The organism is Scandinavium sp. UTDF21-P1B (assembly GCF_040750395.1).
GTDB lineage: Bacteria > Pseudomonadota > Gammaproteobacteria > Enterobacterales > Enterobacteriaceae > Scandinavium.
Map to the genome: position 1 here is coordinate 17,853 of NZ_JBFLVD010000013.1, position 23,849 is coordinate 41,701.

At 54.9% G+C, this 23,849-nt stretch carries 20 protein-coding genes and 6 tRNA genes; 15 read left to right on the top strand and 11 right to left on the bottom strand.

Annotation, left to right across the window (positions count from 1 at the left end; genetic code table 11):
• The first annotated feature begins 81 nt into the window (after positions 1-81).
• Together AB1287_RS09640 and AB1287_RS09645 are read left to right on the top strand one after the other, a co-directional pair.
• Positions 82-1,779, top strand: a complete 1,698-nt coding sequence (locus tag AB1287_RS09640; RefSeq protein ID WP_435617631.1) for a LytS/YhcK type 5TM receptor domain-containing protein — start codon at positions 82-84, stop codon at positions 1,777-1,779.
• 9 nt (positions 1,780-1,788) lie between these two features.
• Entirely contained in the window at positions 1,789-2,523 is a 735-nt protein-coding gene (locus tag AB1287_RS09645; RefSeq protein ID WP_312625159.1) for a LytR/AlgR family response regulator transcription factor, read from the top strand.
• Between the two features lie 27 nt (positions 2,524-2,550).
• Here AB1287_RS09645 and glk read toward each other — a convergent pair whose 3' ends face one another.
• The gene (gene glk, locus AB1287_RS09650; RefSeq protein ID WP_435617632.1) at positions 2,551-3,516 is read right to left on the bottom strand and encodes a glucokinase; all 966 of its coding nucleotides are present in this window, start codon (positions 3,514-3,516) and stop codon (positions 2,551-2,553) included.
• A gap of 204 nt (positions 3,517-3,720) precedes the next feature.
• Between glk and AB1287_RS09655 the strand changes: the two genes are divergently transcribed.
• A complete protein-coding gene (locus tag AB1287_RS09655; protein WP_435617633.1) occupies positions 3,721-4,953 on the top strand; it encodes an ion channel protein in 1,233 nt (410 codons plus the stop codon).
• Between the two features lie 5 nt (positions 4,954-4,958).
• Here the strand turns inward: AB1287_RS09655 and AB1287_RS09660 are convergent, their stop codons facing one another.
• A complete protein-coding gene (locus AB1287_RS09660; RefSeq protein WP_435617634.1) occupies positions 4,959-6,623 on the bottom strand; it encodes an alpha-keto acid decarboxylase family protein in 1,665 nt (554 codons plus the stop codon).
• A 174-nt stretch (positions 6,624-6,797) separates the two neighbouring features.
• Here AB1287_RS09660 and mgrA point away from each other — a divergent pair, with 174 nt between their 5' ends.
• Positions 6,798-7,796 carry an L-glyceraldehyde 3-phosphate reductase gene (gene mgrA, locus AB1287_RS09665; RefSeq protein WP_435617635.1) on the top strand — a complete coding sequence of 333 codons (999 nt, stop codon included), beginning with the start codon at positions 6,798-6,800 and terminating at the stop codon, positions 7,794-7,796.
• Positions 7,797-7,920: 124 nt separating this feature from the next.
• Positions 7,921-8,259, top strand: a complete 339-nt coding sequence (locus AB1287_RS09670) for a DUF2502 domain-containing protein (RefSeq protein WP_312625153.1) — start codon at positions 7,921-7,923, stop codon at positions 8,257-8,259.
• Between the two features lie 78 nt (positions 8,260-8,337).
• On the opposite strand, the gene AB1287_RS09675 is transcribed toward AB1287_RS09670, so the two are convergent.
• The gene (locus AB1287_RS09675; protein WP_435617636.1) at positions 8,338-9,576 is read right to left on the bottom strand and encodes an Nramp family divalent metal transporter; all 1,239 of its coding nucleotides are present in this window, start codon (positions 9,574-9,576) and stop codon (positions 8,338-8,340) included.
• A gap of 345 nt (positions 9,577-9,921) precedes the next feature.
• Between AB1287_RS09675 and nupC the strand changes: the two genes are divergently transcribed.
• Entirely contained in the window at positions 9,922-11,124 is a 1,203-nt protein-coding gene (gene nupC, locus AB1287_RS09680; protein ID WP_312625149.1) for a nucleoside permease NupC, read from the top strand.
• Between the two features lie 46 nt (positions 11,125-11,170).
• On the opposite strand, the gene AB1287_RS09685 is transcribed toward nupC, so the two are convergent.
• From AB1287_RS09685 to AB1287_RS09695, 3 genes are all read right to left on the bottom strand, one after another.
• The gene (locus AB1287_RS09685) at positions 11,171-13,351 is read right to left on the bottom strand and encodes an EAL domain-containing protein (RefSeq protein ID WP_435617637.1); all 2,181 of its coding nucleotides are present in this window, start codon (positions 13,349-13,351) and stop codon (positions 11,171-11,173) included.
• Positions 13,352-13,573: 222 nt separating this feature from the next.
• Positions 13,574-13,649: transfer RNA gene (locus AB1287_RS09690), tRNA-Ala, on the bottom strand.
• 41 nt (positions 13,650-13,690) lie between these two features.
• Positions 13,691-13,766, bottom strand: a tRNA-Ala gene (locus AB1287_RS09695).
• A 218-nt stretch (positions 13,767-13,984) separates the two neighbouring features.
• Between AB1287_RS09695 and AB1287_RS09700 the strand changes: the two genes are divergently transcribed.
• Entirely contained in the window at positions 13,985-14,335 is a 351-nt protein-coding gene (locus AB1287_RS09700; RefSeq protein WP_435617638.1) for a YfeC-like transcriptional regulator, read from the top strand.
• Between the two features lie 8 nt (positions 14,336-14,343).
• Entirely contained in the window at positions 14,344-14,730 is a 387-nt protein-coding gene (locus AB1287_RS09705) for a YfeC-like transcriptional regulator (protein WP_312625145.1), read from the top strand.
• A gap of 49 nt (positions 14,731-14,779) precedes the next feature.
• Here AB1287_RS09705 and gltX read toward each other — a convergent pair whose 3' ends face one another.
• Complete coding sequence (gene gltX / locus AB1287_RS09710) at positions 14,780-16,195, bottom strand: glutamate--tRNA ligase (RefSeq protein WP_435617639.1); 1,416 nt, start codon at positions 16,193-16,195, stop codon at positions 14,780-14,782.
• A gap of 259 nt (positions 16,196-16,454) precedes the next feature.
• Between gltX and AB1287_RS09715 the strand changes: the two genes are divergently transcribed.
• The 5 genes from AB1287_RS09715 to AB1287_RS09735 all read left to right on the top strand — a co-directional run bounded on the left by AB1287_RS09715 (position 16,455) and on the right by AB1287_RS09735 (position 17,371).
• Positions 16,455-16,530, top strand: a tRNA-Val gene (locus AB1287_RS09715).
• 46 nt (positions 16,531-16,576) lie between these two features.
• A tRNA-Val gene (locus AB1287_RS09720) sits at positions 16,577-16,652 on the top strand.
• 45 nt (positions 16,653-16,697) lie between these two features.
• A tRNA-Val gene (locus tag AB1287_RS09725) sits at positions 16,698-16,773 on the top strand.
• Between the two features lie 4 nt (positions 16,774-16,777).
• Positions 16,778-16,853, top strand: a tRNA-Lys gene (locus AB1287_RS09730).
• A 173-nt stretch (positions 16,854-17,026) separates the two neighbouring features.
• Complete coding sequence (locus tag AB1287_RS09735; RefSeq protein WP_312625143.1) at positions 17,027-17,371, top strand: FlxA-like family protein; 345 nt, start codon at positions 17,027-17,029, stop codon at positions 17,369-17,371.
• Here AB1287_RS09735 and AB1287_RS09740 read toward each other — a convergent pair.
• Positions 17,362-18,288 (bottom strand): LysR family transcriptional regulator, encoded by a 927-nt coding sequence (locus AB1287_RS09740; RefSeq protein ID WP_435617640.1) that lies wholly within the window; start codon positions 18,286-18,288, stop codon positions 17,362-17,364. The two genes, AB1287_RS09735 and AB1287_RS09740, sit on opposite strands and share 10 nt — an antisense overlap.
• A 90-nt stretch (positions 18,289-18,378) precedes the next feature.
• Here AB1287_RS09740 and AB1287_RS09745 point away from each other — a divergent pair, with 90 nt between their 5' ends.
• Complete coding sequence (locus AB1287_RS09745; protein WP_312625141.1) at positions 18,379-19,377, top strand: bile acid:sodium symporter family protein; 999 nt, start codon at positions 18,379-18,381, stop codon at positions 19,375-19,377.
• On the opposite strand, the gene AB1287_RS09750 is transcribed toward AB1287_RS09745, so the two are convergent.
• The 3 genes from AB1287_RS09750 to zipA form a co-directional block, all read right to left on the bottom strand.
• Positions 19,374-19,592 (bottom strand): DUF3820 family protein, encoded by a 219-nt coding sequence (locus tag AB1287_RS09750; RefSeq protein WP_097163179.1) that lies wholly within the window; start codon positions 19,590-19,592, stop codon positions 19,374-19,376. The genes AB1287_RS09745 and AB1287_RS09750 overlap by 4 nt on opposite strands.
• Position 19,593: 1 nt before the next feature.
• Positions 19,594-21,609 carry an NAD-dependent DNA ligase LigA gene (gene ligA, locus AB1287_RS09755; protein WP_435617641.1) on the bottom strand — a complete coding sequence of 672 codons (2,016 nt, stop codon included), beginning with the start codon at positions 21,607-21,609 and terminating at the stop codon, positions 19,594-19,596.
• 70 nt (positions 21,610-21,679) lie between these two features.
• Positions 21,680-22,750 carry a cell division protein ZipA gene (gene zipA, locus AB1287_RS09760; RefSeq protein WP_435617642.1) on the bottom strand — a complete coding sequence of 357 codons (1,071 nt, stop codon included), beginning with the start codon at positions 22,748-22,750 and terminating at the stop codon, positions 21,680-21,682.
• A 230-nt stretch (positions 22,751-22,980) separates the two neighbouring features.
• Between zipA and cysZ the strand changes: the two genes are divergently transcribed.
• On the top strand, positions 22,981-23,736 hold the full coding sequence (cysZ, locus tag AB1287_RS09765; protein WP_435617643.1) for a sulfate transporter CysZ: 756 nt from the start codon (positions 22,981-22,983) through the stop codon (positions 23,734-23,736).
• Positions 23,737-23,849 lie beyond the last annotated feature (113 nt).

The window sequence follows — 23,849 nt, forward strand, 5'->3', positions numbered from 1 at the left end:
GTTCCCTGTTCAGCGTGATTGCTGGCTATCCCCGGCGAGGTTTTTTATCATATTCCTTTCAGTGATACCCACGGCGTACCCATGCACGAAATCTTAAACATGCTGTTGGCGGTCTTCGATCGCGCCGCCCTGATGCTGATCTGTTTGTTTTTCCTCATCCGCATCCGACTGTTCCGCGAGCTGCTGCACAAATCAGCCCACACGCCAAAAGAGCTGCTGGCCGTGACGGCGATCTTCTCCCTGTTTGCGCTGTTCAGCACCTGGTCCGGCGTGCACGTTGAAGGTTCGCTGGTGAACGTGCGCATTATTGCGGTGATGTCCGGCGGCATCCTTTTCGGTCCTTGGGTCGGCGCTATCACTGGCCTGATTGCCGGGACGCACCGTTACCTGATCGACATCGGCGGCGTGACCGCGGTTCCCTGCTTTATCACCAGCATAGTTGCCGGGCTGCTCTCAGGCTGGATCAACGTAAAAATCCCCAAAGCGCAGCACTGGCGCGTGGGGATCCTCGGCGGGATGCTGTGTGAAACGCTGACCATGATCCTCGTGGTGCTGTGGGCACCAACCATGGCTTTAGGTATTGATATCGTGTCAAAAATTGGCGTACCGATGATCCTCGGCAGCGTCTGCATCGGCTTTATCGTGCTGCTGGTGCAGAGCGTCGAAGGCGAGAAAGAGGCCAGCGCCGCGCGCCAGGCGAAGCTGGCGCTGGACATCGCCAACAAGACGCTACCGCTGTTCCGTCACGTCAACAGTGAATCCCTGCGCCAGGTGTGCGACATCATTCGCCAGGATATACACGCCGATGCGGTAGCCATTACCGACAACGACAAAGTACTGGCCTACGTGGGCGTTGGCGAAACCAACTACAAGCACAACGATCCCGGGATAAGTCCGCGTACCAAACAGGCACTGCGCGAGGGCAAAATCATTATTCGCAATGACGACGAAGCCTGGCGCACGCCGGAGATCCATTCGCTGCTCATCATTCCGCTTTGGGAAAAGGGCATCGTCACCGGCACGCTCAAAATTTATTACCGCCACGCGCACCAGATAACGTCTTCATTGCAGGAGATGGCGGTCGGTCTGTCGCAGATTATCTCCACTCAGTTGGAGGTTTCGCGCGCCGAGCAATTGCGCGAAATGGCAAATAAGGCAGAACTGCGCGCGCTGCAAAGCAAAATCAATCCCCATTTCCTGTTTAACGCCCTGAACGCGATTTCATCATCGATTCGCCTCAATCCGGACACCGCCCGGCAGCTGATTTTCAACCTGTCACGCTATCTGCGCTATAACATTGAACTGAAGGACGATGAGCAGATCGACATCCGTAAGGAGCTGTACCAGATCAAGGACTATATCGCCATCGAGCAGGCACGATTCGGCGACAAGCTGACGGTGATTTACGACATCGACGACGAAGTGAACTGCGTGATTCCAAGCCTGCTGATCCAGCCGCTGGTGGAAAACGCCATTGTTCACGGCATTCAGCCGTGCAAGGGCAAAGGGGTGGTGACCATCAGCATTACCGAAAGCGGAAACCGCGTGCGCATCAGCGTGCGGGATACGGGGCACGGCATCGATCCGGCGGTAATCGCGCGGGTGGAAGCCAACGAAATGCCGGGAAATAAAATTGGGCTGCTGAACGTTCACCATCGAGTAACGCTGCTTTACGGTGAAGGGCTGCATATTCGCCGCCTCGAGCCCGGCACCGAAATTGCGTTTTACGTGCCGAACCAGCGTGCCCCCGTTGCGGCACCCGTCAGCCTGCTCTCATAAGGACGTTGTATGAAAGTCATCATTGTTGAAGATGAAGTGCTGGCCCAGCAGGAGCTGACCTGGCTGATTAAAGAGCACAGTGAGATGGAGATCGTCGGCACGTTTGATGATGGGCTGGACGTGCTGAAATTTCTGCAGCACAACCGCGTCGATGCCATTTTTCTCGACATCAACATTCCCTCTCTCGACGGCGTGCTGCTGGCGCAGAACATCAGCCAGTTCGCGCACAAACCGTTTATCGTGTTCATTACCGCCTGGAAAGAGCATGCGGTGGAAGCCTTTGAGCTGGAGGCCTTCGACTACATTCTGAAACCGTATCAGGAGTCGCGGATTGTCACGATGCTGCAAAAGCTGGAAAACGCCTGGCAGTTGCAAAACGGAAGCGGAAACCCACCTGGTAGCCCACAGCGGGAAAACGACACCATCAATTTAGTGCGCGATGAGAAGATTTTCGTCACGCCAATTAACGATATCTATTACGCCGAAGCGCACGAGAAGATGACGTTTGTCTATACCAGGCGCGAATCCTGGGTCATGCCGATGAACATTACAGAGTTTTGCAGCAAGCTGCCCGCCGCGCATTTCTTCCGCTGTCACCGCTCCTACTGCGTCAATCTCAACAAAATCCGCGAGATAGAGCCGTGGTTCAATAACACCTACATTCTGCGATTAAGGGATCTCGATTTTCAGGTACCGGTAAGCCGCAGCAAAGTGAAGGAATTCAGGCAGTTGATGAAGCTGTAAAAAAGGCGCCGTTGGCGCCTTTTTTTGTCAGAGAACCTGACCTAACGTCTGACGCAGATGCGCTCCGGCACCGGTTAAGCCTGGGTTATCATGCACAATCAGAAACACCGGGATATCCTGCACGTAAGCTTTGAAACGGCCTTTGTCCTCAAAACCGCCGCGGAAGCCAGAGGCTTTGAAGAACTCCAGGAAGCGAGGCACGATACCGCCAGCGATGTAGACGCCGCCAAAGGTGCCGAGGGTCAGCGCAAGGTTGCCGCCAAAACGCCCGAGGATCACGCAGAACAGCGACAACGCGCGACGGCAGTCGGTGCAGGAACCGTCCAGCGCACGCTCGGTCACGTCTTTTGGCTGTATATTTTCCGGCAGGCGGCCATCCGCTTTAACAATGGCGCGGTAAAGATAGACCAGGCCCGGGCCAGACAGCACGCGTTCGGCGGAAACATGGCCCAGCTCGGTGCGCAGCTCCTGAAGGATAATCCCCTCTTCTTCGCTGTTTGGCGCGAAGTCGACATGACCGCCCTCACCCGGCAGGCTAACCCAGCGTTTGTCGACATGAACCAGATGCGCCACGCCAAGCCCTGTTCCTGCGCCATAAACGGCAATCGGCTTGCCTTCCACCGGTTCGCTGCCGCCGAACTGAATCAGATGCTCTTTTTTCAGCATCGGAATCGCCATCGACACGGCGGTAAAATCGTTGATGATTTCCAGATGGGTAAAGCCCAGGTTATTTTTCATCTCCTCAATGGAAAACGCCCAGGTGTGGTTAGTCATTGCCACCCAGTCGCCGGTTATCGGGCAGGCAATCGCAATGCAGCCCTCTTTAACGTCCACCTTCAGTTCATCAAGATAGACACGCACCACCGCTTCCAGGCTTGGGTAATCCAGACCGGAATAGGTTTTTGCCTGAGAAATCTCACCGCTGGCCAGATCGCACAGCGCCAGACGGCAGTTGGTGCCGCCCACATCCCCGGTTAATGCAAACTTTGTCATTCTGTTACGGCTCCGCTAAAGTCAGAATAAGTCTTTGGCACACTGTAAATTCATGCAGGCATAACAACAACGACCAACGCAACAGCGCCCGCGATTTATCGATCCCGGTCACACTATAACTTTACCGTTTCAGCACCAATTGCAATGAAGCTCTTGTCCTTCAACGGCAAAGTGTTGCGCGCTCAGTGTAAAAAGGAAATCACCATGCTCCATCCGCGAGCCAGAACCATGCTTTTATTATCGGTTCCCGCCCTGATTATCGGTATCGCCTCCAGCCTGATCCTGGTGGTGACGATGAAAATTGCCGAACTGTTACAACAGTTTCTCTGGACTACGCTCCCGACAAGCCTGGGGGTTAACGTCGATTCGGGCCTGTGGATTATCCTGATGCTCACCGCCACCGGCCTGGCGATAGGACTGGTTATCCGCTTTAGCCCCGGTCATGCCGGGCCCGATCCGGCAACGGAGCCCTTAATCGGTGCGCCCGTGGCGCCTTCTGCTCTGCCCGGCCTGATTCTGGCGCTGATTCTTGGTCTGGCGGGCGGCGTAAGCCTGGGCCCGGAACACCCTATCATGTCGGTGAACATTGCGCTGGCGGTTGCACTCGGCGCACGCGCCTTTCCTCGCGTAGGGGCGATTGACTGGACCATCCTTGCAGCCTCCGGCACGATTGGCGCGCTCTTCGGCACGCCCGTTGCGGCGGCGCTGATTTTTTCACAAATGCTGAGCGGCTCCGATGATGTCCCTCTCTGGGACCGATTGTTCGCGCCGATGATTGCAGCAGCCGCCGGCGCCTTAACCACCAGCCTGTTTTTCCATCCGCAGTTTTCCCTGCCCGTCGCGCATTACAGCCAGATGCGGCTGGTGGACATTTTCAGCGGGGCCGTTGTCGCCGCCATCGCCATTGCCGTCGGTATGGTGGCCGTCTGGTGTCTGCCTCGCCTACACGCCTTGATGCACAGGCTAAAACATCCGGTACTCATTCTGGGAATTGGGGGCTTTTTACTGGGGATTTTGGGGGCATTTGGCGGCCATATTACCCTGTTTAAAGGGCTGGATGAGATGCACCAGCTTGCCTTCAGCCAGACGCTGAGCGCATCCGATTACATGGTTATCGCCATCACGAAGCTCGCGGCTCTGGTGATTGCCGCAGCCAGCGGTTTTCGCGGCGGGCGTATTTTCCCGGCAGTGTTCGTGGCGGTTGCGCTCGGTTTAATGCTTCACGCGCACGTGGACGCGGTCCCGGCAGCCATCACCATTTCCTGTGCGATCCTCGGACTGATGCTGGTGGTGACCCGCGACGGCTGGCTGAGCCTGTTTATGGCCGCCGTCGTCGTGCCGGACACCACCCTGCTGCCGCTGTTGTGCATCGTCATGCTGCCCGCCTGGCTGCTGCTGACGGGCAAACCGGTAATGATCGCCAGACCGCCCCGCTAATCTGTTTACTGAGGAGTACTGTTGCGGGCCTCCAGCGCCTGGGTTACGGCCCGCAGCAGCTCAGGGATCTCCTGCTTCGGCAGCACCACCTCCACAAAGCTCAGCCGCTGACGACGAGCGGCCAGCTCCAGCACTTCACGAAGCTGAACCGTCTCCGTTACCCGCCAGCTTTCAGCCTGACAGTTCAGGCTAAGCGCCTGGGGCAGCTGCGTCCAGTTCCACGATGCGATATCGTTGTAGCGCTGCTCCGGCCCGTGAATGGCCCGTTCAACCGTGTAACCTTCATTGTTCAACAGCAGGATCAGCGGCTTCTGGCCATCGCGTAGCATTGAGCCCAACTCCTGTATCGTCAACTGTGCGGCCCCATCCCCTACCACCAGCACTACACGCCTTTCCGGAGCAGCCGTTTGCGCACCAAACGCGGCAGGAAGCGTAAAGCCAATCGACCCCCACAACGGCTGAACGATCAGCATCGCATCTTCAGGCAACCTCAGCGAGGCTGCACCAAATGCCGCGGTGCCCTGGTCTGCAAGAATAATATCACCCGGCAGTAGCGCATCCTGCAAAGCCTGCCAGAAGCTATTTTGCGTCAATATGCCGCTGGATTTTGCCGCGGGCAGTGCCGCACGGGGCTCCGGAACAAGCCAGTTTGCGGAAAGTTCGGCACACAGTGCCTGTAAGGCCCGCGCCGCCTGTTCGATCGGCAATCCGCTGAACCAGCGTGCGCCGACGCGAGCGGCATTCGGCTGAAGCTCAATGGTTTTTGCCTGCGGTAGCACTTGAGTGAACCCGGCGGTAATGGTGTCGGTAAAGCGGGTACCAATGCACAGTATGGCATCGGCGTCCTCGATGGCGGCCCGTGCTTTCTCATCGCTGGCCGCGCCGCTGTATGTCCCGACGAATCCGTTCTGATGCTCATCCAGCAGCCCTTTGCCCATTAATAACGTGGCATTGGCCAGCGGCTGAGCGCTGACCCAGCTTCTGAGCATCGGCTGAAGGCCATAGCGCTGAGCCAGAAAATCCGCCAGCAGCGCAACGCGTTTGCACGGCGTCAGCATCTGCCGCGCCGCAGCAAGAAATGCCGACATCGCGTTATCATCCACATACTCAGGCAAAAGCGTGATAGCGTTTACAGGCGCGGTAGCAGGTGCTTTTGCAACATCCGCTGGCAGCATCAGATAAGCCGGGCGACGTTCGGTCAGCATTTCCCGCAGCACCCTATCAATTTCCTGGCAGGCGTTGCTGACCGTCAGCTTCGCACGGGCCACGCTCACCGGAATACTCATCTCAAAAAAGTGGCCGAAATCGCCGTCGCCAAGCGTGTGGTGCAGCATTTCCCCGCGCTGCTGGCTGCCCGAGCCCGGCGCACCGACAATATGTAAAACAGGTACATACTCGGCGAAACTCCCTGCGATGCCGTTCAATGCGCTCAATTCCCCGACGCCGTAGGTTGTCAGCAGCGCACCCGCGCCATGCACTCTTGCATAACCATCTGCCGCATAGGCAGCATTCAGCTCATTCGCGCAACCCACCCAGCACACGCTGGGGTGATCGATGACATGATCGAGAAACTGCAAATTGTAATCACCCGGAACGCCAAACATATGGTCAATACCGCATCCGGCGAGACGATCCACCAGATAATCCGCGATTGTGTATGTCGATTGCATAGCCATCTTCCTGTCGCCGCATAGATATTCTGAGTATTAGAGATGCACGGAGTCTGTCCAGAAGCATAAGAATTTCGTAGTGGAAAGCAGAATTTACAGAATTCAGGAGTGTACCTGCGGAACAACATTGATTAGTGTAAACGCATACACACCCTGTCCCTACTGGAGGTTTTGATGGTTTATCAGGCAAATCCGGCACGCTATGAGACGATGACGTATCACCGCTGCGGCCGGAGCGGACTGAAGCTCCCGGCGATTTCGCTCGGCCTGTGGCATAACTTTGGCGATGAAACCTTAGTGGAAACCAGCCGCCAGCTGCTGCGCCATGCCTTTGACCTCGGCATTACCCATTTTGATCTGGCCAACAACTACGGCCCGCCACCGGGTTCTGCGGAGAGCAATTTTGGCCGCATTTTGCGCGAAGATTTTTTGCCATACCGCGATGAACTGATCATCTCCAGCAAAGCGGGTTACACCATGTGGGATGGGCCTTACGGCGACTGGGGCTCCCGCAAATATTTAGTGGCGAGCCTCGATCAGAGCCTGAAGCGCATGGGGCTTGAGTACGTAGATATTTTCTATCATCACCGCCCGGATCCCGATACGCCGCTTGAAGAAACGATGCGTGCTCTGGACCACGTGGTACGTCAGGGCAAAGCGCTGTACGTCGGGCTTTCCAACTACCCTGCCGACCGCGCCCGCGAAGCGTTTGCGATTTTGCAGGATCTCGGTACGCCTTGCCTGATTCACCAGCCGAAGTATTCAATGTTCGAGCGCTGGGTAGAAAACGGCCTGACAGACTTATTACGGGAACAGGGCGTGGGTTCAATCGCCTTTTCCCCGCTGGCGGGTGGCCAGCTGACGGATCGCTATCTGAACGGTATCCCTGCGGATTCCCGTGCCGCCAGCGGCAGCAAGTTCCTGAGCGCCGATCAGATTACCGATGAGAAAGTGGAGAAAGCACGTAAGCTCAATGAAATTGCCGCGAAGCGAGGGCAAAAGCTGTCACAAATGGCATTAGCCTGGGTACTGCGCGAAGACAGAATCACCTCCGTACTGATAGGGGCCAGCAAAACGGCACAGCTTGATGATGCCGTCGGTATGCTTAGCAATCGTCATTTTTCGCCACAGGAGATCGCCGCCATCGACGCAATCCTTGCCGGTTCAAAATAGCAGCAACTTTAGCAAAAAATGCTGTCTCCTGGCGATTAGGAGTTGGCCGATGCAGCCTGTTTGTAACACCTCGTAATATTGCGTTAACAGGCCGAAAAAGGCTCGATCGTAAGGAGACAGACACATGTTCAGGTCACTGATTCTGACAGCACTATTGCTGGCAACGGCCCCGCTGGTTGCCAATGCAGGCGAAATCACCCTGGTGCCATCCGTAAAATTACAAATTGGCGATCGTGATAATTACGGGAATTACTGGGACGGCGGCCGCTGGCGCGACCACGATTACTGGCGTCGTAACTATGAATGGCGCAATGCCCGCTGGCACCGTCATGACAACGGCTGGCACCGCGGTTGGGAAAAGCGTAATGCCTACGAACGCGGCTACCGTGAAGGCTGGAATGACCGCGACGATCATCGCGGTGGCTGGGGTCGCGGCCGGGGTGGTCACGGCCATCATCACTAAATATCTTGCCTGGTGGCGCTAAGCTCATCGGGCCTACAGCCGTACCGGAACACGTTTACAGGCCCGCGCCGCCGGGCCTTACAACTCCAGCAACGTTCCCACCAGCAACCAGCCATTCAGCGCGACGACGAGCACCACAATCACCCAGCCCGTACGTTTCACCAGACGAGTGTTGACCAGATCGCCCATCAGCTTTTGATCGCTGGTAAATAACAGCAGCGGTATCAGCGCCAGCGCGATCCCGAAGCTCAGCAGAACCTGGCTCATCACCAGAATACGGGTCGGATCGAGCCCCATCATAATCACCACGAACGATGGCAGCATAGTGATCGCCCGGCGGAACCACAGCGGAATATGGAAGCGGATGAAGCCCTGCATCACCACCTGCCCGGCCAGTGTGCCCACCACCGTGGATGAAAGCCCGGCGGCAATCAGGCTCAGGCCGAAAATCGTTGCCGCGGCGTGATTCAGCAACGGCTCCAGCGTCAGGTAGGCCTGGTCCAAATCGGCGATACCCGTGTGGCCGTTAAAGTGGAATGCCGCTGCGGCCGTCGCCATCATCGCCAGATTCACAAAACCAGCAATCGTCATGGCTATCGCTACATCCCAACGGGTGGCATTGTAACGCTCCTGCCTCGTGCCACCGTGCAGATGCTGAGTCAACGATGAATGCAGATAGATCACGTGCGGCATAATGGTTGCACCCAAAACGCCCGCCGCCAGAAACACGGCTTCAGACGTTGGCAGAGAAGGAATAATCATTCCTTTCGCCAGCGGCGCCATTGCCGGCTGCGAGAAAATCAGCTCAACAATATAGGCTGCGGCAACGAACAACAGCAGGCCGCCAATGACTTTCTCCAGCGGCTTTTGCCCCCGACGCTGTAACATCAGGATCAGGAACGTCGCAATACCTGTCAGCACCGCCCCCTGCAACAGTGAAATCCCCAGAATCAGCTTGAAACCAATCGCCGCACCAATGAATTCGGCCAAATCGGTGGCCATGGCGATAATTTCAGCCTGCACCCAGTAGAACCAGACCAGCGGACGCGGATAGTGGTCGCGAATTTGTTCGGCGAGATTTTTACCGGTGGCGATCCCCAGCTTGGCGGAGAGGACCTGAATGAGCATCGCCATCAGGTTTGCCCAGACCACCACCCAAAGCAGCTGGTAACCGTAGCTCGCCCCCGCCTGAATATTGGTGGCAAAGTTACCCGGATCGATATAGCCGATGGCAGCAATGAACGCAGGCCCCATTAATGCAAGCCGCATCTTGCGCGCTGCGCGACTGCTGCTACTCTCAACGCGACTGTTTGTCATTTTCTGCCTCTGAAATATAGCCTTTGCTATGTTTTATGTTATCAAAATGAGAATGATTATCAAGTTCATTTGGCGAGGTGATAATGATTTCTCTGATAGACAGGAACGATAGCCGTGTTGAGCCATGTTAGTGGAATGGGAGACCGCCAGGTCGCCTCTTAGTCAGACTAGTACAAAAAGGTAACTTTTAACACCCTTACATAACATAACAGAAATGTATGGTTGATCACCTTTTTTGAGATCGCTCACAGGTTCTAACTATAGTGCGGCGCAGATCTCGTTTTCTTTTATCTTGTTGCATAGAATGTGCACGGAAATTTAACCTGCCTCATATTTGGAGCAAATATGGACCGCGTCCTACACTTTGTCCTCGCGCTTGCCGTGGTTGCGATTCTGGCTTTGCTGGTTAGTCATAACCGTAAAGAAATCCGCATCCGCTATGTTATTCAGTTACTTGTTATTGAAGTCCTGCTGGCCTGGTTCTTCCTGAACTCAGATATCGGCCTTGGCTTTGTGAAAGGATTCTCCGAGATGTTCGAAAAACTTCTCGGTTTCGCTAATGAAGGGACAAATTTCGTCTTCGGTAAAATGAACGATGAAGGCCTGGCATTCTTCTTCCTGAAAGTGCTCTGCCCAATCGTCTTCATTTCCGCTCTGATTGGTATTCTGCAGCATATCCGTATTCTGCCGATTGTGATTCGCGCGATCGGTACCGTGCTGTCTAAGGTTAATGGAATGGGCAAACTGGAGTCGTTCAACGCGGTCAGCTCTCTGATTCTGGGGCAGTCTGAAAACTTCATCGCCTATAAAGACATTCTCGGCAAAATGTCGCGCAACCGCATGTACACCATGGCGGCAACCGCGATGTCTACCGTCTCCATGTCCATCGTCGGCGCTTACATGACTATGCTGGAACCGAAGTACGTGGTTGCGGCGCTGGTACTGAACATGTTCAGTACCTTTATCGTTCTGTCACTCATCAACCCGTACCGCGTTGAGCAGAGCGAAGAGAACCTGCAGATGTCCAATCTGCATGAAGGTCAGAGCTTCTTCGAAATGCTGGGCGAGTATATTCTTGCTGGCTTCAAGGTCGCGATCATCGTTTCTGCGATGCTGATTGGCTTCATCGCACTTATCGCTGCACTGAACGCCCTGTTCGCCACCGTGACCGGCTGGTTCGGCCATAGCATCTCCTTCCAGGGTATTCTGGGCTACATCTTCTGGCCAGTGGCCTGGGTGATGGGCGTGCCTGCCAGCGAAGCGCTGCAGGTCGGCAGCATCATGGCGACGAAAATGGTGTCCAACGAATTCGTTGCCATGATGGATCTACAGAAAATTGCCAGCACGCTCTCCCCGCGCGCAGAAGGTATTCTCTCCATCTTCCTGGTCTCCTTCGCTAACTTCTCTTCCATCGGGATTATTGCCGGTGCGATTAAAGGCCTGAACGAAGAACAGGGCAACGTGGTTTCCCGCTTCGGCCTGAAGCTGGTTTACGGTTCTACGCTGGTGAGCGTGCTGTCCGCATCCATCGCGGCACTGGTTCTGTAAGTTTCTGAACCTCATACAGCAAAAAGCCGGGTTCGCCCGGCTTTTTTTATGCCCTCAGTTCCTCAAGCGGGCGAGGTTTGCCCATCAGATAGCCCTGCAAATAGTCAACGCCCATCTCGTAGAGCAACTTACGCTGCGCTTCGGTTTCCACAAACTCTGCCACCAGCGTCAGGTTTTTTACCTTCGCCAGTTCGCAAATCGACTTGACGATCATCGCATCAACCGGATCGGTGACGATATCGCGCACGAAGCAGCCGTCAATTTTAACGATATCCGCCTCGAGGCTTTTCAGGCGTTCGTAGTTGGCATAACCCGTTCCGTAATCATCAATGGCAATCTGGCAGCCGTATTCACGCAAGCACCGGATATTGAGCATACTGATTTCTGAGCTGGAAAAAGCCTGCTGTTCGGTAATTTCAAGCACCACCAACGAGGGGGAAATCTCATACCGCTTAAAGAGCGCAATGATTTTATTGGCACTCTCTTTTTGCATCAGAGTGACCGGCATCAGGTTTACGGAGAAGCGCTCACCCGGCAATGTTTTCATGGCGCGGAACAGGGTTTCCACGACCTGCAGGTCAAAGCGCTCACTCAGGTTGAACTGAGCAATCACCGGAATGAACCGATCGGGGGTAATGACTTTGCCCTCCCAGACCATGCGGGCCAGGATTTCATGGTAACGATCACCTGATTCGCTGACGATGGGCTGGGCATAGAGCCGCACCCCACCTTCAGCCAGCGCTTTCTTAACGCGGCTCAGCTGGAGAACACGCTCAGTGGTGTTGTCAGAAACCGTCGCCAGGCTGTTATTGAGTGCCAGCACTCGACGAGCCGCGCAGGCCTGTTCGGATAGCCAGCTTAGTTGCCCTAACTTGTGATGCAGTGCCTCTCCTTCACCATCAATCACGCCCCAGGCCGCGCCGAATTCAAGATCCAACGCATCGCCCTGCCAGTTGAACGTCTGGCTATTGAGGAAATCGACGATATAAGAAAGCCTCGCTGCCGTTTCGGAACCGTAAAGCACGAGCAGCAGCTCGCTGCCTGGCAGCTGGAAAAGTTTCTCATCACGCCCTAACAACGGCTGCAAATCCCGGGTAACCATACGCTTGCAGTGAACGCGCATCATCATGCCGTAATGGCGGCTTAAAAATTCAAGATTATCCATCCGCAAACAGCAGACGTTCACATGAGGATGGGTGTCGAGATAGCTTTCAAACGCGCGCAGATTAGGCAGACCCGTCAAAGGATCCTGCAACGCCTGGCTTTGCCATTTACGCTTAATGAGATTGCTGCGCCCCTGAATTCGCGCCATGTGTAGCATGCAGATGGTGAAAGAGATGAGCACCGACAGAACAAACGACAGCGCATACTCCGTGTTCACGCCCTGCAAAAAGTTGCGATTGTAAGCCACGAGGAAAAACGCGCTGATGCCCCAGAGCAGGCATATAAGCGGATAACTGAAGCGGTTGATAACGAGGAAAAAGAGAATAAAGATGACCGGCACCAGATAACCGGCAATGTAATCTGATTCAAACGGCGCACAGAGCGTGATCAGCAGCGCCGTCAGCACAATCAGCCAGTTCACGGTAAACAGCCACTGCTGGCGAGCGAAAACGAGTCGTATATGACGCTGCCAAAAAGTTCGCGCAAAGCGTGGGTTCAGGATCATTCGCAGCGGATAGTAAAACAAGTACGTAAAAATGAGCGCAGCGCAGATCAGGCTCTGAATATCCACTAGGCTGTACACCACTGAACTGGGGATGAAAAAACCGGATACCGAGACAGGAAAATTGAAAAAATGCCCGGCCAGGTACATTGCGCCTTTCATCACCAGCGGCGCAAAAAAGCAGGCCCAGAAGATCCGAATGCCCATGCTGCCGTTGGATAAACCAAAACGCCACCGCGCTCCCAGGCGCCAGCGCAGGATCTCACAGGCAAGGATCGGGGCGAACAGTTGGCAAACAAGCAGCACCAGGCTTTGTGGAAAAGGTAACGGCAGCAGCCAGGCGTTAGTTAAAGCGAATGCGAGGAGCAGCGGAATTATCGCATATCGGCCAAACAGCAGCAGCATCGACAAAATCACGCTAATCGGCAGCCATGCGAGGTACAAATTATTGCCATCAATTCCCGTTTCTGGCGAAAGCAACCGTGAGAAAGGAAGCGAGAAGAGACTCAAGACTAGCGCCAGCAGAAACTTTTTGGCAGAAGCATTTTTTTTCAACATCATGATTATCTGGAGAAGATTCCTGCTGAACATGTAGCGATAACAGGGGAATATTATGTTTATTAATTGAGCGAAGCAAGTTTCCCGGACAAGAAATGTCTTAATGTTTATGTGGAATTTAAAAAAGAGAAATATATCCAAGAAGCGTAGACGCTTTCAGGCTGATTCACGAATATCTCAGGTGCTAAAAAGCAAAAACCCCCGCCGAAGCGAGGGTCTGAATTTTGGTGGAGCTAAGCGGGATCGAACCGCTGACCTCCTGCATGCCATGCAGGCGCTCTCCCAGCTGAGCTATAGCCCCACAATGTGCTGTTACGTTCCAAATCTGTTGGGTGCAGAATTTGGTGGAGCTAAGCGGGATCGAACCGCTGACCTCCTGCATGCCATGCAGGCGCTCTCCCAGCTGAGCTATAGCCCCGTAACGTAAAGCGTGTCGTGTTGACGGGCGGCATAATATGAATTCCCTTGCCAGGTGTCAACGGCAAAATGTTCCCTCCAAATTCAATCGCTGAAAAAGCACGCAACCGAATGACATTGCGAGCGTTCTCGCAACCAGGAGTTAAACGCATCACGTTTTCAACTAAAAGGATGCTATAACATGAACCACTAATTCCACACAGGCACTCAGGAAATAGCATGATCAAGGAACGAATGACGCCGGAGGAACTCGCCCATCTGACCGGTTATAGCCGACAAACCATCAATAAATGGGTGCGAAAAGAGGGCTGGGAAACGTCGCCAAGACCGGGTGTTCAGGGCGGTAAAGCACGCCTTGTCCACGTCAGCGAACAAGTGCGCGCGTTTATTCGCAGCGCTCAGCGTGCAGCCGACAGCGCAGCAGCCGCTCACTCCGCCGAAGACAGTTTTGACTCACTTCTGCTGTCGCTGGCAAAAGAGATGTCTGAGCAGGAGCAACAGCAGCTGACCAGCCTGTTGTTGCGTGAAGGCCTCACCGGCTTGCTGTTCCGTCTGGGAATCAGGACGTAAGGCACCCGATGAAAATACTTCACAGTAAAATGACCACGCAGGAGCTGGCGAACTGCGTAGGTATGGCGAAGCAGACGATCAACCGCTGGATCCGCGAACAAAATTGGGTCACGGAACCCATTCCTGGTGTGAAAGGTGGGCGCGCCCGGCTGATTCACATCACGCCGGAAGTGCGGGATTTCCTCTCTTCAACGCCCAAACTGCGCCACCTGTCGCTCACTTTAAAAGCAGCGGAGCCTGATTCGTTTTATCACGCGCAGGACAAAGATCCCGTCTGGCGGCAAATTCAGGAAGTCCTCGGGATGATGACGCCTGAAGAAAAACAGCGCTTACAGCTGTTATTAGTGCGGGAAGGATTACGGGGTTTTCTGCAGCAGCTGAATATCGCGGACTAACGTGAATAAAAAAATGACAGGCCTGAGCCTGCCATTTTATTAAGGATGGTTACTGCTGATTTTCACGTTCAGCAATAAATGCCAGCGCTTTGTTGATGCGTGCCACGCTTCGGCTCTTACCAATAGCATGAACAGTCACATCCAGCGCCGGAGACTGGCCTGCACCGGTCACCGCAACGCGCAGCGGCATCCCCACTTTGCCCATTCCCACTTCCAGCTCATCGGCGGTAGCCTGAATGGCATGATGAACGTTTTCCGCAGTCCAGTCGGTGATGGCGTTCAGCTTATCGCGTACCACTTCCAGCGGCTGACGGGCAACCGGGCGCAGGTGTTTCTTCGCTGCGTCTGCATCAAACGCCTCAAACTCTTCATAGAAGTAACGGCAGCTCGCCGCCATCTCTTTCAGCGTTTTGCAACGCTCGCCCAGCAGTGTCACCAGCTCAGACAGCTGTGGGCCGGTACGGGTATCAATGTTTTCCTGCTCAATGTGCCACTGCAGGTGCGTCGCCACATACTCTGGCGCCAGAGTATTAATGTAGTGGTGATTAAGCCACTGCAATTTTTCAGTGTTGAATGCGCTGGCTGATTTGCTGACCGCGCTCAGGGAGAAGAGCTTGATCATCTCTTCACGGCTGAAAATTTCCTGATCGCCGCTGGACCACCCCAGACGCACAAGATAGTTCAGCAGGGCTTCTGGCAGATAACCATCATCACGGTACTGCATCACGCTGACTGCACCGTGACGCTTGGACAGCTTTTTACCGTCGTCACCGTTGATCATCGATACGTGCGCGTAAACCGGCACTGGCGCATTTAACGCTTTCAGAATATTGATCTGACGCGGAGTGTTGTTGATGTGGTCTTCACCACGGATCACGTGGGTGATTTCCATATCCCAGTCATCAACCACTACGCAGAAGTTGTAGGTTGGCGAACCGTCGGTACGACGGATAATCAGATCGTCCAGCTCCTGGTTGCTGAACTCAATCGGACCGCGAATCTGGTCGTCGAAAATAACGGAACCGTCCTGCGGATTGGCAAAACGCACCACGCAAGGTTCGTCAGCGGTATGATGTTCGTGACCATGGCGGCAGCGGCCGTCATAGCGCGGCTTCTCACCTTTTGCCATCTGTTCTTCACGCAGAGCATCCAGACGCTCTTTAGAGCAGTAGCATTTATATGCCGTGCCGGCGACCAGCATCTCATCAATCACCGCGTTGTAGCGATCGAAACGTTTAGTCTGGTAATAAGGGCCTTCATCCCACTCCAGGCTCAGCCAGTTCATGCCGTCCATAATAGCTTCGATGGCTTCCGGCGTGGAGCGCTCGAGGTCGGTGTCTTCAATACGCAGCACGAACTCACCGTCGTGGTTGCGAGCAAAAAGCCAGGAATAGAGAGCAGTACGAGCACCGCCGACGTGCAGATAGCCGGTCGGGCTAGGCGCGAAGCGAGTTTTGATTTTCATGAAATGGCCTTACGTTTAGAAAGTTGCCGACAGCCGGCAAATCCTGGGGGAAAAATAATGGGCAATATTCTATCACTCCCACCTGAATCCTCAATGTCGATCCCGCTGAAACGCTGCGCTTAGCGGATTTTGTTTATAAATCATGCGTCACGGGGCGATTTACGATCGTTTTGTTTAATTTTACGACGAACAAACAAAATCTTTGGAAAAGGCGTTGACTCATTTTCAACTCTCCCTATAATGCGACTCCACACAGCGGGGGTGATTAGCTCAGCTGGGAGAGCACCTCCCTTACAAGGAGGGGGTCGGCGGTTCGAACCCGTCATCACCCACCAACTACTTTAAGTAGTCTCCGCCGTGTAAAGTAAGAAATCGAGAAGTGGGTGATTAGCTCAGCTGGGAGAGCACCTCCCTTACAAGGAGGGGGTCGGCGGTTCGATCCCGTCATCACCCACCACTTTCTCGCCAGCTGAATTTCTTACTAAAAATGAAGTACCGAAGTGGGTGATTAGCTCAGCTGGGAGAGCACCTCCCTTACAAGGAGGGGGTCGGCGGTTCGATCCCGTCATCACCCACCACTTCGGGTCGTTAGCTCAGTTGGTAGAGCAGTTGACTTTTAATCAATTGGTCGCAGGTTCGAATCCTGCACGACCCACCAATGTGGAAAGGCGCCCTAAAGGCGCCTTTTTGCTATGCGCAATTCGTCAGGATGAGACGAGTGGTATCCTGCACGACCCACCCATAACGTTTTTCAACATCCCTCTTTTTTCTTCTCAAGCCTTTATTCTATTCTGCCGATAACTCTTTTTTCATCCCTGAAAGGAGTTCACGATGACCAGCATTTCCATGCCCTCTTCTTCTGCCCCAGGATTACAAACAACCACCAGCACTGCCGCGCCACAGGGCAACGACACCTCATCGCAAATCACGCGTATCACACAGCAAATCACCAAACTGACCCAGCAGCTGAAAACCATTGCTGATGGTCCTGGCGATGCCGATGAGAAACAGAAACAGGCGGAGCTGATTCAGGAGCAGATCACGATGCTCGAAGCCCAGCTGGCACAGCTTCAGCGCCAGCAGGCGGAAAAAGAACAGGATCAGCAAACGGCATCAGCCCCTGTGACAGGGGTCAATAACCCGTCTGAAGACCATCAAATAGATATTTACGTCTGATACAGCGGATCGTGTTTCCGGGCGGCGGTCAGCGCTTCTGCCTGCTCACCGACAACATCCCACAGCGCCTGCGCCGCCGTCGAAAGCGATCGATTTTTGCGCCTGGCCAGCATCAGCTGCCGCTGAACCACGGGGGTCAGGCGCTTAACCGTCAACTGGCTTCCCTGCGGTAACGGCAACGCCAGAGCGGGTAAAATGCTGATCCCAATCCCCGCCTCAACCATAGGAAAGAGCGTCGCCGGATGGCCAATTTCCTGCACAATACTGGCTGTTATGTTATGAGCCTGCAGCGCAGCATCGATAAGCAGGCGACTGCCCGATGCATAATCCTGTAATACAAGGCGCGTGTTTTCCAGAGCCTGCCAGGTCACCTCCGGCAAGCTGGCAAACGGATGATCCTGATGACAGAGCACGAAAAACGGCTCCGAGAGAATCGACTCGCACTGTAAATCTCCGACGGCGCCCGGATCAATCACGATGCCAAAATCCACTTCCCCCTGACGAATGCTTTCCAGCACCCACCGCTGCGGACGATCGTGGAGGACAAAATCAATCTCCGGGTAGCGCCGGTTGCTGGCAGCAATGCACTGAGGAATCAGATGCGCCGAGATCGTCTGACTGGCCGCCACGCGCACTGTGCCTGTGAGCTGTTGTCCTACTCGCCCGGCTTCGCGCAATGTGCTGTTCAGTTCATCCAGCAATCGCTCAAGCCTGGCGGCCAGTTGCTGCCCGGCCTCAGTCAGCACAACCTCCCGGGTGGTCCGGTCAAGCAGGCGCACACCGGTCTGGTGCTCCAGCTCTTTGACGCTATGGCTGACGGCCGACTGGCTGAGGCCAATTATCTCCCCTGCCCGACTGAAGCTTTTGGCCTGTGCGACGGTGATAAACACCTTTAACTGGCGGAGCGAATAATTCATGGGATAAATTCATCAATGGATGCAATAAATCAATTTTATTTCTCAAAGTGAAATAAGCACAATAGCAGCATCGACTTTTCAGGAGCGTTTATGAAACTTTTTCGCATTCTCGATCCGTTCACGCTGACGCTAATCTGTACCGTATTGCTTGCCTCCCTGTTCCCCGCTCGCGGTGGCTATGTTCCGTTTTTTGAAGGCCTGACCACCGCCGCCATCGCCCTGCTGTTCTTTATGCACGGCGCTAAACTCTCCCGCGAGGCCATTATTGCGGGCGGCAGCCACTGGCGATTACATCTTTGGGTAATGTGCAGCACCTTCGTTCTGTTCCCGGTTTTAGGCGTGCTCTTCGCCCGTTGGGCGCCAATCGATGTTGATCCCGCACTCTACAATGGCTTCCTGTATCTCTGCATTTTGCCTGCCACCGTACAATCGGCGATTGCTTTCACTTCTATGGCGGGCGGCAACGTTGCCGCTGCGGTGTGTTCAGCCTCCGCATCGAGCCTGCTCGGGATTTTCATCTCCCCCCTGCTGGTCGGCCTGCTGATGAACCTCCACGGCGCGGAAGGCAGCCTGGAGCAAGTCGGCAAAATCATGCTTCAGCTGTTGCTTCCGTTCGTGCTCGGCCACCTCTCACGCCCATGGACCGGTGCATGGGTGGCACGAAATAAGAAATGGATTTCCAAAACTGACCAGACCTCCATTCTGTTAGTGGTTTACTCGGCCTTCAGCGAAGCCGTCGTTAACGGTATCTGGCATAAAGTGGGCGTGGGATCGCTGCTGTTTATCGTGGTTGTAAGCTGCGTGCTGCTGGCGATTGTGATTGCGGTTAACACCGTGGTGGCGCGTAAATGCGGGTTTAATAAGGCTGACGAAATTACGATTGTCTTCTGCGGCTCGAAAAAGAGTCTGGCCAACGGTATCCCGATGGCCAACATTCTCTTCCCGACGGCGATGATCGGCATGATGGTGCTGCCGTTAATGATTTTCCATCAAATCCAGCTGATGGTCTGCGCCGTGCTGGCACGACGCTATAAGCAACAGGCCGAAGCGCGACAGGCGAAAGCGGCCGCTGATGAAGCGAAAGCCTAACGGCCGCGCTTGAGGGGCTGCACCAGATGCGTCAGCCCCTCTGTCTTGATAAGCAGCGTAATCGCCATCAGCTCACCCAGCCGCCCGGCTGGAAACTCATCCTTGCGGGCGAACCACAGAAGGTATTCTTCCGGCAGATCAATCAGCATCCGGCCTTTGTATTTCCCGAACGGCATCTCGGTGTTGGCTATCTCAATCAGCTGCTCTTTTTCCACTTTACGCTCCCAGCAACCGCAACATTTCTGCTTCGTCGATCACCTCGATACCCAGCTCCTGCGCTTTAGCCAGTTTTGAGCCCGCTGCCTCGCCGGCAATTACCAGATCGGTTTTCTTCGATACGCTGCCAGCCACTTTCGCACCGAGTTCAACCAGGCGGGCTTTCGCATCATCGCGTGACATCTGGCTCAGGCTGCCGGTCAGTACTACAGTTTTGCCGGCAAACGGACTGTCAATTTCTTCTGCTTTGATAATAACGGGAGTAGGCCAGTGCACGCCCTCGGCTTGCAGCTGTTGAATGACCTCACGATTGCTCTCTTCAGCAAAGAAGTTAAACACGTGCGTGGCGACCACAATGCCAACATCGGGGACTTTTTGCAGCTCCTCAATCGAGGCGCTTTCCAGTGCATCCAGCGCCCCAAAATGCGCAGCCAGCCCTGCTGCCGTCGCTTCACCCACTTCACGGATGCCCAGCGCATAGAGGAAGCGCGCAAAGGTCGTTTCTTTGGCTTTCTCCAGCGCGTTGACCACGTTCTGGGCCGATTTTGGCCCCATCCGATCGAGCCCGGTGAGCTTGCCTGCCGTCAGGCGGAACAAGTCAGCAGGCGTGTGGACATACTCTTTTTCGACCAGCTGATCGATGATTTTGTCACCCATGCCGTCAACGTCCAGCGCGCGGCGGGAAATAAAGTGCTTCAGCGACTCTTTACGCTGTGCGCCACAAATCAGGCCACCGGTACAGCGAGTAACCGCTTCGCCTTCGACGCGCTCGACGTCCGAGCCGCAAACCGGGCAGTGCGTGGGGAACTCGACTTCCCGGGTCTCTTCCGGGCGCTCTGAAAGCACCACGTTCACAACCTGTGGGATCACATCCCCGGCGCGGCGAATCACCACTTTGTCACCAATGCGCAGGCCCAGACGTTCGATCTCGTCAGCGTTATGCAAGGTCGCGTTGCTGACCAGAACGCCCGCCACCTGCACGGGCTCCAGGCGCGCAACGGGCGTGATAGCCCCGGTACGTCCAACCTGAAACTCCACGTCGCGCACAAAGGTCATTTGCTCCTGCGCCGGGAACTTAAACGCCACCGCCCAGCGCGGGGCGCGAGCGACAAAGCCAAGCTGTTCCTGTAGCTCGAGCGAATCGACTTTAATCACCACGCCGTCGATATCGAACCCCAGATGCGGGCGATCTTCCTCGACCTGATGGTAGTAAGCGAGTACTTCCTCCGGCGAGCTGCACAGCTTCACGCGGTTGCTGACGGGCAAGCCCCACGCCTTAAACTGCTGAAGGCGCCCCAAATGACTGCGCGGCAGTTCGCCGCCTTCGAGCACGCCGACGCCGTAGCAGAAGAAAGTAAGCGGTCGCTTCGCGGTAATGCGTGGATCAAGCTGACGCAGCGAACCCGCCGCAGCGTTACGCGGGTTGGCGAACAGCTTACCGCCCGTACGGCGCGCATCTTCATTGATTTTTTCAAAGCCCGACTGAGGCAGGAAAACTTCACCGCGCACTTCCAGACGCGCAGGAATATTCTCTCCGTGCAGCTTCAGCGGAATAGCGCGAATGGTACGCACGTTGGCGGTAATATCCTCGCCGGTGGTACCGTCTCCCCGAGTGGCAGCCTGCACCAGCACGCCGTTTTCATACAGAATGCTGACCGCCAGGCCATCCAGCTTCAGCTCACAGCAATAGGTCAGCGCGTCTGTGCTTTTCAGCCTGTCCTGCACGCGCTTGTTGAACGCAACGAAGCTCTCTTCATCAAAAACGTTGTCCAGCGAAAGCATCGGCACTTCATGACGAATCTGGCCGAAAGCGGTCAGCGGTGCGGCACCTACGCGCTGGGTGGGCGAATCCGGGGTAACAAGCTCAGGGTGCTGAGCTTCAAGCTCGCGCAATTCGCGCATCAGGCGGTCATATTCCGCATCCGGTACTTCCGGGGCATCCATGACGTGATAGAGGTATTCGTGATGGCGAAGCGTGGTTCGCAGTTCTGTCAGCTGTTGTTCGATTGATTGCATATCTCACCATCAATGATAAAAAACCCCCGACAGGCGGGGGTTCTGGAAGGGATTGCGACGCGCCAGAGTATCAGGCGTTGGCGTCTTTTACTTCGCGGATACGATCCTGATACTCACGCACTTTCTGCGGGGTAATCATCCGGCGCTGATCGTCGAGCACCACACCACCGACTTCGTCTGCGATGTACTGCGCAGACTGGAGCATCAGCTTAAAGTTTTGCAGCTCATCACCGTAGGATGGCACCTGCATGAAAATGGTCACGCCAGGCGTTTGCATATCGCCCATGTTTTCCGGGTCGAAGGTGCCGGGCTTCACCATGTTGGCGAGGCTGAACAGCGCCGGGCCACCGCCGCCAGGATTGAGATGGCGATGGTAAATGTTCATATCACCAAACACAAAGCCGGACTGCTCAACACTGTTGCGCAGGAGTTCACCATTGATGAACGACCCCTGATGCGCGGCAACGCTGAGAACGATAACCGCTTCTTTGCGCTCAGCTTTTACAGGCTGTGGTGCTTCTGTAGCCGCAGGCTGCGTTTCTGGCGCGGGCTGAGGAGCAGCTGCCGGTTGCTGAGCAACAGGCTGCGGATCAGCAACAGCAGGCTGATGGGGCTGTGGAGCGGGTTGTGCGGCCTGCGGTGCAGATACTGGCTGCTGATACTGCGGCGCAACGGGCTGCTGCGGCGCGGTATGCGGCTGATGCACAGGTGCGTGCTGCGGCTCTGCAGGCGGCTGTACCGGAGCCTGATGCTGATGCACAGGCTGTTGGCGCACGGGTTGCTGCTGCGGCTGAACCGGCTGGCGTACAGGCTCGTCATGACGCACAGGCTGTTGCACCTGACGTTCATAAGGAGGCTGATACTGGTGCTGCGGAGCCTGATGGGTAGCGTCATGCTCCCCGGTATTCACGTTCTGGGCAGGGTTCACCCGATGAACGCGAACTTCACCTACGCCTTCAACATCGTCATCGAAGCCGTCGTCATCGGACTCATCGTCGTGACGCGATTTCATGCGTTTCATTGGGCGATCGCGGAACATTGAGGAACGTTCTTTGCGGCTGGTCCAGAAACCATGAACCAGTAATGCAATTATGGCGATCGCGCCAACAATGATTAATATCAGACGCAAATCCTGCATCATTATATTCTCTGTTGTTCTAACACCTTGCCACCACGGCAAACATTTACTCACTAAGAGTATTTGCCCATTACGTCAAGTGCAAGTGCGTACCCGGAAATCGGACGATAAAGATGAACCAAATCGTGCTTTTTGCTGTTTTTTCGAACATTTCTGAACTGGTCATCGTCTGACAACCCGATAAACTGGTCGCGCAACCGCCAGGACTTTGACAAAAGGAGTCTCCCCTGACCATGGTTTCCTCTTCCGTTCCCCGCAGTGGGGTATATTACTTTTCCCAGGGCTGTCAGCTGATTCGCCTGCCCGGCCTGCGTCGTTACGTTTTTATGCCGCTGCTGGTCAATATCATCCTGATGGGCGGCGCTTTCTGGTGGCTGTTCAGCAAACTGGGTAACTGGATCCCGGCGATGATGCAACACGTGCCAGACTGGCTACAGTGGCTGAGCTACCTTCTCTGGCCGATTGCGGTGATTTCCGTGCTGCTGGTATTTGGCTATTTATTCTCGACCATCACCAACTGGATTGCCGCGCCTTTCAGTGGGCTGCTGGCCGAACAGCTTGAAGCACGACTGACGGGCGCGACGCCGCCGGACACCGGCATTTTCGGCGTGCTGAAAGATGTACCGAGAATAATGAAACGCGAATGGCAAAAGCTGGCCTGGTATCTGCCACGGGCAGTAGTTTTGCTGGTTCTCTACTTTATTCCCGGCATCGGACAGACGGTGGCCCCGATACTTTGGTTCCTGTTCAGCGCGTGGATGATGGCTATCCAGTACTGCGATTACCCGTTCGATAACCATAAAGTGCCGTTCAAAACGATGCGGGAAGCGCTGCGCGCCCGGAAAGTCACCAATATGCAGTTTGGCGCGCTAACCAGCCTGTTTACGATGATTCCAATCCTCAACCTGGTGATCCTGCCAGTGGCAATTTGCGGTGCAACGGCCATGTGGGTCGACTGCTATCGCGATAAGCACGCCCTCTGGAAGTGATTGTCTTCTGTCTATAAAAGTAAATAAGGAGTGGCTTTTGCCACCCCTTATTCCATACTGATAACCTTTATTTCACATCAGCATATCGATATGCGAAAACTTTCCTTCCGCAT